We start from the raw sequence: 7922 nt of genomic DNA on the forward strand, positions 1-7922 counted from the left end.
CCGGATAGTCCGGGGCCCGGGCAATCTGCGGGCCGGCTAATCCTTCGGCTTGGGCGACGGCTTCGGGGCTGCCCGGGCGGGCGCCTTGGGCTTGGCCGCAGGCTTGCTGACGATCGACGCCGGCGGCTTGGGGAAGGCGGCCGCCGGATAGAGCCGCGCCACCTGGAGCATGTAGTTCGCCCACTGCGGGCCCGCGATCATGTAGCCGTCTATGCGGTCGTAGTGCTTGCCGTTCACGGTGAGATTCCGGCCCGGGCGCTGCTGGCCCTCGAGGGCGTCCCCGAAGAACGAGGCCGTGGCCAGGCCGGAGGTGTAGCCCAGCACCCAGGTGGCGCTGTTGCTGTTGTTGGTGCCCGTTTTGGCCGCCACTGGCACACTCTTCTGCACCTTGGGGTTGATGTAGATGCCGGAGCCCTTGTTGAGCATGTCCTGGAGCGCCTTGTTCACGCCGCGGACCACGTTCTTATCCACGGTGTCGCTGCATTGCTGGGCCTCCGCCGGCAGCTTCTTGCCAGCCATGTCCGCCACCCCGGCCAGGGCCACCGGCACGCAGTACCGGCCGTCAGCGGCGAAGGTGGCGAAGGCGTTGGCCATGGTCAGGGGCGCCACGCCGGTGCCGCCCAGGAGGTTGCCCAGCTGGTGCATGTTCACCGGCGTCCCGTCCAGCCCGCTGCGGAGCCCGACGGCGTTCACCATGTTCTGGATCCCGCAGAAGTCCAGCTGCGCGGCCTCAGCGAAGGTGGCCGTGTTGATGGAGTTGTAGAGCCCGTAGTCGGCCGGCATCTTGCGGTAGTAGCCCTCCGACGCATTCTGCAGGTCGTCAGCGGTTTCGAGTCCGGCCCTGCGCTGCTTCGTGCTGTAGCCGCCCGCCACCTTGCCGCAGGAGGACCGCCAGCGGAAGCCCAGCAGGTACTCGCGCTTCGAGGCGTCCACCACCGTGGTCATGGTCTTGCCCTGGTGCAGCCACTCGGCAAAGGTGAAGGGCTTCATGGTGGAGCCCGGCTGGAACCCGCCGGCGCCGTTGAGATCGTTACCGTTGGCGTCCTTGGCGTCCACGTTGAAGTTCAGCTGGGTGTCGAACTTTCCGGGCCCGGGCAGGTACACCGTGTTCTGCGCCATCGCCAGGACCCGGCCGGTGCCGGGCTGGACCGTGACCAGTGAGGCGCCCCACCTGTCCGGGTTGGCGCCGGCGGTGACGTTCACCTGCGCCTGTGCTTTGGCCTGCAGCCGGCTGTCCAAGGTGGTGGTGATGGTCAGCCCGCCGCGGAAGAGCCGCTTCTCGCGCGCCTCGGTGTCCGCGCCGTAGGCCGGGTTGTTGAGGAAGAGCCGGGTCACGTAGTCGCAGAAGTACGGGGCCATGGTGGCAGCGGCGCATCCCTGCCGCGAAGGCCGCACCTTCAGGCCAACGCCGGAGGCCACAGCGGCGTCATGCTCCTTCTTGGAGATCATCTTCTGCTTGAACATTTCGCCGAGGACCTGGTTGCGGCGTTGCAGCGAGTTTTTGGGGTTGGTGACGGGATCGTAGAAGCTGGGGCTGTTGACCAGGCCCGCGAGCAGCGCCGACTGGGGCAGGGTCAGCTTGCTGGCCGGCACGCTGAAGAAATACTGGGACGCCGCCTCAATGCCGTAGGCGCTGCGGTTGAAGAAGACGATGTTGAGGTAGCCCTCGAGGATCTGGTCCTTGGTGAACTTCTTTTCCAGTGCCATCGCGAGCCGCATCTCGCGCAGCTTGTCCCCCATGGTCTTCTGCCCGCTAAGGACCACCTGGTCCTCACGGCCCTCGGAGATCAGGGACTCGTTCACGATGTTGGTGACGTACTGCTGGGTGAGGGTGGAGGCGCCCTGCCGGTCGCCGCGGGTCAGGTTGCTGGTCAGCGCGCGCAGGATGCCCTGCGTGTCAACGCCGCTGTGTTCGTAAAAGCGGCTGTCCTCGATGGCGACGGCGGCCTTCCGGATGAACGGGGACATCTGCTTCAGGGGCACGCGGACGCGGTTCTCGGAATAGAACGTGGCAATGAGTTTGCCGTCCGCCGTCAGCATGCGCGTGGTCTGCGACGGTGCGGGCACCGCGAGTTCGGTGGGGAGGCTGTTGAAGTAGGAAATGGACCTGCTGACCGAGGTGCCGGCGAGGGCGGCCCCGGGCACCAGGAAGCTGGCCGCCAGAACCCCGCAGAGGCAGCTGACCAGCACGAACCCCAGCAACTTTGCCAGGCCCAGAGCCATACGGGATATCAACCTTTTGCCTGCCATGATCCAAGCTCACCACACCACCGGAGTGAATACAGAATATTCACGGCCCGGGACCGTCATTCGTTCCCCCGCATCAGACCGGGGTGTGCGGCGCCTTTCCCCCGTCGCCGAATTTCTCGGCGGCCCTGCGTTCGCGCAGCCGGTCCAGTCGTTTCATGACCGGCGCCGTGGTGGCGCCGTGCAGCACCACTGACATGGCCACGACGAGTCCGACGATGCTCCACAGGTACTCCGCCCGGTCCCCGAAGCCACCCTTGCCCAGCGCGTAGGCCAGGTAATACAGGGACCCTATGCCCCGGATGCCGAAGAAGGAAATGGCGATCCGTTCCCGGGGACCGGTCTTGCCGCGGGCCAGTGCCAACCAGCCGGAGAGCGGACGGACCAGGACCAGGAAGGCCAGCGCAACGCCCACTTCAGCCCAGCCGACGTCGGCCAGCATACCCCGCGCGATCGCTCCGCCCAGGAGGACCAGGATGACCACTGTCAGCAGCCGCTCCAGCTGTTCCACGTAGGAGTGAAGAATGCGGTGGTAACCGTGGGTGCGCTCCGCCGCCCTGATGGTCACGGCACAGACGAACACAGCGATGAAGCCGTAGCCCTCGATCATTTCGGTGACGCCGTAGGCCAGGAAGGTGGCGGCCAGCGCAACGAAGCCCTCGGAGTGGTTGGACAGCCGGATGCTGTCGTGCCGAGCGGAGAAGAAGAGCCGGGCCAGCGCCTTGCCCGTCCCGAAGCCCAGCAGTACGCCCATGCCGATGCGCCACAGCACGTCCACACCGAACCACTCCGGAAACCAGGCCGACGGCGCGGTCCCCACAAGGCTCATGGCAATGGCCAGGTACACAAAGGGAAAGGCCAGCCCGTCATTCAGTCCTGCCTCCGAGGTCAGCGCGAACCTGACTTCATCCTCCTGGTCGGTGCCCTCCTCCTCGTCGGCCGGCTCTCCCACCTGCACCTCGGAGGCCAGGACCGGATCGGTGGGTGCCAGTGCAGCGGCCACGAGGAGCGCGGCGGCGAGTCCCAGGCCCAGCAGCCAGAGTCCGAGGAGCGTCAGGCCCAGCATGCACAATGGCATGGCAATGCCGAGCATCCGCCAGGTGGTCGCCCAGTTCCGCCGCCCCACGGACCGGTCGAGCGCCAGCCCGGCTCCCATCAGCGAGATGATCACGCAGATTTCGGTCAGATGCAGCGTCAGCTCGGTGTGCTGGACGGGGTTCGGGTCCGGAAGGTTGGGAAGCAGGCCGAAGGCGGCCGCGCCGGCGCCAAGGAACACCATGGGCATGGAGATCGGAACATTGCGGAGCGCTTTGGGCAGGATGGCAGCAACAAAGACGGCTACGCCCGCCGCGGCGAACATGATGCTGGCACCTTCAAACACGGTCGCCTCCTGCGCCGTCGGCCTCTCAGACCTGACTAACACTAGCGCGGAGCAGGAGGGAGGAGGTCGCCGGGCGCTGCTCAAGTGGCTTTTACCGGGCTCGGGACGGCAGAATGGTTGATGAGACAACTATCGTCAACAGGACTGTCAAACGCCAGTCATCTTACCTTTGGCATGGTTCCCGGTAGAATGGTCTACTGCCCCCCCGGCAAGAACCACAGAAAGTCAGTACATTGAGCACAGCAACCCTGGAGCGCCCAACCGCTCCTACGAGCGCGTGTCCCTCTGCGGATGCCCGGTCCATCCACCTGGCATTCACGAGTGCCGCCCAGGTCCACGATGGCCTGGAAAGCGCGGTGGAGACGCTGATCGAAACCGCCGCCCAGGAAGGCACCTGCGGCATCAAGGTCACGCGCCTCGAGCCGGGCCGCTACACGGTGGCCCTCGACGAGTCTGTTCCCTTCGGTGAAACACACGAGGACATCGCGGCCTAGCACGCGAAAAAGCCCCGATCCTGGGCTCATTCTGGCCGGAAGGGCCGAATGATCCAAGGTCGGGGGCTTTTTGTTTTCCGGTGCGCGGCCTGCCGCGCCCGGCTTGAGCCGGACTACATCCGGCGCACCTGCACGCCGTCGGACCTCATAAAGAGCTGCGACTCATGCGCTCCACTGCAGACCAGCCACAGTACGTTTCCGCTCCGTGAGACTTCCTCCACCTCGCCTGCCGCAATGACATGGGCATGCTTGATGATCTCGACCCGCTCACCCACGTGCAGCGATCCCCAGTTGGAAACCGTAGCTGCGTGTGCGATGCGTCTGGACAGGACTGCCCCGCGTGCTTTCATTTGAACTTCTACCCCTTTGTGGATGTTCTTTTTTCCGCCACAGCCTCTTTGATGTGACTTTTACTACACCATTAGTTCTACTACACTTGCCGGGCTGTGCGCGGCGCGTTGCAGAGTATTTCGGCACCGCCGGCAAATGGCTGCCGGCGGTGCACTTTGTTCACCCTCAGGCGAGTTTTCCGACGGCGGATTCGGCTGCCGCCCGCACCGCACCGGAGCCGACCAGCCGGTCGGCGGCCTCGAGCTCCGGTGAAAGGAACCTGTCCGTGCCCGGGCCGCCGACGACGGTCCGCAGCGCTTCGAGGACGGCTGCCCCCGCAGGACCGGGGGTCAGCTGGCCATCGGAGAGCTGCGTGCGCATGTCTATCGCCCGTGCCGAAGTCACGAGTTCGATCGCGAGAACGCGGCGGAGGTTCTCCACGGCCTTCCGGAGCTTGCGGGCGGCGTGCCAGCCCATGGACACGTGGTCCTCCTGCATGGCGGAGCTCGGGATGGAGTCGACGGAGGCGGGAACCGCGAGCCGCTTGTTGTCCGAGACCAGCCCGGCCTGGGTGTACTGGGCGATCATGAGGCCCGAGTCCACGCCCGGATCCGCTGCCAGGAACGCCGGGAGACCGTGTGAACGGGCAGGGTCAAGCATGCGGTCCGTGCGCCGTTCGGCGATGGAGCTGAGGTCCGCGACGGCGATGGCCAGGTAGTCGAGCACGTACGCCACCGGGGCGCCGTGGAAGTTGCCGTTGGAGCTGACCCGGCCGTCAGGCAGGACCACGGGGTTGTCGATGGCGGCCGCGAGTTCACGGGAAGCCACCAGCTCGGCGTGGTCGACCGTGTCCCGGACGGCGCCCGCAACCTGGGGTGCGCAGCGCAGCGAGTAGGCGTCCTGAACACGTGAATCGCCCACGCGGTGGGATGCCACGATGGCCGAGTCGGACAGGACCCGGAGCATATTGTCCGCGGAGGCGGCCTGGCCGGGGTGCGGCCGAAGGGCGGCGTGCAGCTCGGGCAGGAACACCTGGTCAGTGCCGAGCAGCGCCTCGACGCTGAGCGCGGCGGTGATGTCCGCCGTCGTCAGCAACTGCCGCAGGTCAGCAATGGCCATCAGGAGCATGCCCAGCATGCCCTCGGTGCCGTTGACCAGCGCCAGGCCTTCCTTCTCAGCAAGTGTCACCGGTTCGATGCCGTGCGCGGCGAGCAGCTCGGCAACCGTGGGTTGGCCGGCGCCTCCGTACAGTTCGCCGTCGGGTCCGGTCGCTTCGCCTTCGCCCATGAGGACCAGGGCGCAGTGGGACAGCGGTGCGAGGTCGCCGGAGCAGCCGAGGGACCCGAATTCGCGGACCACCGGGGTGATGCCCGCGTTGAGCACGTCCACCATGGTCTGCAGGACCACGGGCCGGACACCGGTGCGGCCCGAGGCGAGGGTCTTGGCGCGCAGGAACATGATGCCGCGGACCACTTCGCGTTCCACCGCGGGGCCCATGCCTGCGGCGTGGCTGCGGATCAGTGACTTCTGCAGCTGGGTCCGCAGCTCGCCGGGGATGTGGCGGTTGGCCAGCGCGCCGAAGCCAGTGGAGATGCCGTACGCGGGCACGTCGCTGTGGGCCAGTTCGTCGATGTGTGCGCGGACGTTGGCGACGGTGTCCAGGGCTTCCTGGGAGATGGTAACCCTGGCGTCATGGCGTGCGACGGCGACGAGGTCCTCGGGCGTGGCACCGCTGGCACCGAGGGTAACAGTGAGCGGTTCGTGGGTGGTGATAGTCACTTTGTGGCTCCTTCGTTCATGGGGATGCGGACGCCGCGTTCCTTGGCGACGTCGAGGGCGCGGTCGTAGCCGGCGTCGACATGTCGGATCACGCCCATGCCGGGGTCGTTGGTGAGGAGCCGTTCAAGCTTCTGAGCGGCGAGATCGGTGCCGTCGGCAACGGAGACCTGGCCGGCGTGGATGGAGCGGCCGATGCCTACTCCGCCGCCGTGGTGGAGGGAGACCCAGGTGGCGCCGGAGGCGGTGTTGAGGAGGGCGTTGAGCATGGGCCAGTCGGCGATCGCGTCCGAGCCGTCGGCCATGGCTTCGGTCTCCCGGTACGGTGAGGCAACGGAGCCGGAGTCCAGGTGGTCGCGGCCGATCACGATGGGGGCCTTGACCTTGCCTTCCTTGACCAGTTGGTTGAAGAGCAGCCCGGCCTTGGCGCGTTCGCCGTAGCCCAGCCAGCAAATGCGGGCCGGCAGGCCTTCGAATTCGACGCGCTCGGCGGCGGCGTCGATCCAGCGGTGCAGGTGCTGGTTCTGCGGGAAGAGCTCCTTGATGGCTTTGTCGGTGACGGCGATGTCCTCGGGGTCACCGGAGAGGGCGACCCAGCGGAACGGGCCCAGGCCCTCGCAGAACAGCGGGCGGATGTAGGCCGGGACGAAGCCGGGGAATTCGAAGGCCCGGCTGTACCCGCCCTTGCGGGCCTCGTCGCGGATGGAGTTTCCGTAGTCGAACACCTCGGCGCCGGCGTCCTGGAACTCGACCATGGCCTGGACGTGGCGGGCCATCGATGCCTGGGCCTTTTTGGTGAAGCCCTCCGGGTCAGCCTCGGCTTCGCGGTGCCATTCGTCCACGGAGATGCCTTCGGGCAGGTAGGACAGGGGGTCGTGGGCGGAGGTCTGGTCGGTGACGATGTCGATGGTCAGCTCACCGGCCTTGTGCCGGCGAAGGAGTTCGGGGAAGACCTCGGCGGCGTTGCCCACATAGCCCACGGACCAGCCGCGGCGCTCCTCCTTGGCCTTGAGGACCTTGGCGATCGCGGCGTCGAGGTCGGTCTCCACCTCGTCCAGGTAGCGCTTGCCGGCCCGGCGGCGCAGGCGGGTCTCGTCGACGTCGATGATCAGGCAGGCGCCCTCGTTCAGGGTGACGGCGAGGGGCTGGGCGCCGCCCATGCCGCCGCAGCCGCCGGTCAGCGTCAGGGTGCCGGCGAGCGTGCCGTTGCTGTCCCCGGTGAGCTTCCGGGCGATCGCGGCGAAGGTTTCGAACGTGCCCTGCAGGATGCCCTGCGTGCCGATGTAGATCCAGGACCCGGCCGTCATCTGCCCGTACATCATCAGGCCCTCGGCCTCGAGCCGGCGGAACTCGGGCCACGTGGCCCAGTCGCCCACGAGGTTGGAGTTGGCCAAAAGCACCCGCGGCGCCCACTCGTTGGTGCGGAAAACACCCACCGGCTTGCCGGACTGGACCAGCAGGGTCTCGTCCTTCTCCATGGTTTCCAGGGTGTGGGTGATGGCATCGAACGCGGCCCACGAGCGCACCGCCCGGCCGGTACCGCCGTAGACCACCAGGTCATCCGGGCGTTCGGCGACCTCGGGATCGAGGTTGTTCATGAGCATGCGCAGCGGCGCCTCGGTCTGCCAGGACTTGGCGGTGAGCTCGGTGCCGCGGGCTGCTTTGACCGGGCGGGCACCGGTGGTGAAATCGGC

The 7922-nt window shown here is 67.0% G+C and carries 6 protein-coding genes; 1 reads left to right on the top strand and 5 read right to left on the bottom strand.

Features of this window, described 5'->3' with window-relative positions; genetic code table 11:
* Positions 1–36: 36 nt before the first annotated feature.
* Positions 37–2223 carry a transglycosylase domain-containing protein gene (locus tag DBZ45_RS16345; protein ID WP_111904926.1) on the bottom strand — a complete coding sequence of 729 codons (2187 nt, stop codon included), beginning with the start codon at positions 2221–2223 and terminating at the stop codon, positions 37–39.
* Positions 2224–2323: 100 nt separating this feature from the next.
* The gene (locus DBZ45_RS16350; protein ID WP_111904927.1) at positions 2324–3628 is read right to left on the bottom strand and encodes a cation:proton antiporter; all 1305 of its coding nucleotides are present in this window, start codon (positions 3626–3628) and stop codon (positions 2324–2326) included.
* Positions 3629–3861: 233 nt separating this feature from the next.
* Here DBZ45_RS16350 and DBZ45_RS16355 point away from each other — a divergent pair, with 233 nt between their 5' ends.
* Positions 3862–4122 carry a hypothetical protein gene (locus tag DBZ45_RS16355; protein ID WP_111904928.1) on the top strand — a complete coding sequence of 87 codons (261 nt, stop codon included), beginning with the start codon at positions 3862–3864 and terminating at the stop codon, positions 4120–4122.
* A 113-nt stretch (positions 4123–4235) separates the two neighbouring features.
* Here the strand turns inward: DBZ45_RS16355 and DBZ45_RS16360 are convergent, their stop codons facing one another.
* From DBZ45_RS16360 to hutU, 3 genes are all read right to left on the bottom strand, one after another.
* The gene (locus DBZ45_RS16360; RefSeq protein ID WP_111904929.1) at positions 4236–4472 is read right to left on the bottom strand and encodes a hypothetical protein; all 237 of its coding nucleotides are present in this window, start codon (positions 4470–4472) and stop codon (positions 4236–4238) included.
* A 166-nt stretch (positions 4473–4638) separates the two neighbouring features.
* Positions 4639–6231 (bottom strand): histidine ammonia-lyase, encoded by a 1593-nt coding sequence (hutH, locus tag DBZ45_RS16365; RefSeq protein WP_111904930.1) that lies wholly within the window; start codon positions 6229–6231, stop codon positions 4639–4641.
* Positions 6228–7922, bottom strand: a 1695-nt coding sequence (gene hutU, locus DBZ45_RS16370) for a urocanate hydratase (protein ID WP_111904931.1), incomplete at its 5' end; no start/stop codon positions are given. The genes hutU and hutH, both read right to left, overlap by 4 nt.

This window comes from Arthrobacter globiformis (assembly GCF_003261175.1).
Lineage (GTDB): Bacteria > Actinomycetota > Actinomycetes > Actinomycetales > Micrococcaceae > Arthrobacter > Arthrobacter globiformis_A.

Bases quoted from the DNA above. Each gene is read 5' to 3' on its own strand.
- DBZ45_RS16345 (WP_111904926.1), bottom strand. From the start codon at position 2,223: ATGGCTCTGGGCCTGGCAAAGTTGCTGGGGTTCGTGCTGGTCAGCTGC.
- DBZ45_RS16360 (WP_111904929.1), bottom strand. From the start codon at position 4,472: ATGAAAGCACGCGGGGCAGTCCTGTCCAGACGCATCGCACACGCAGCT.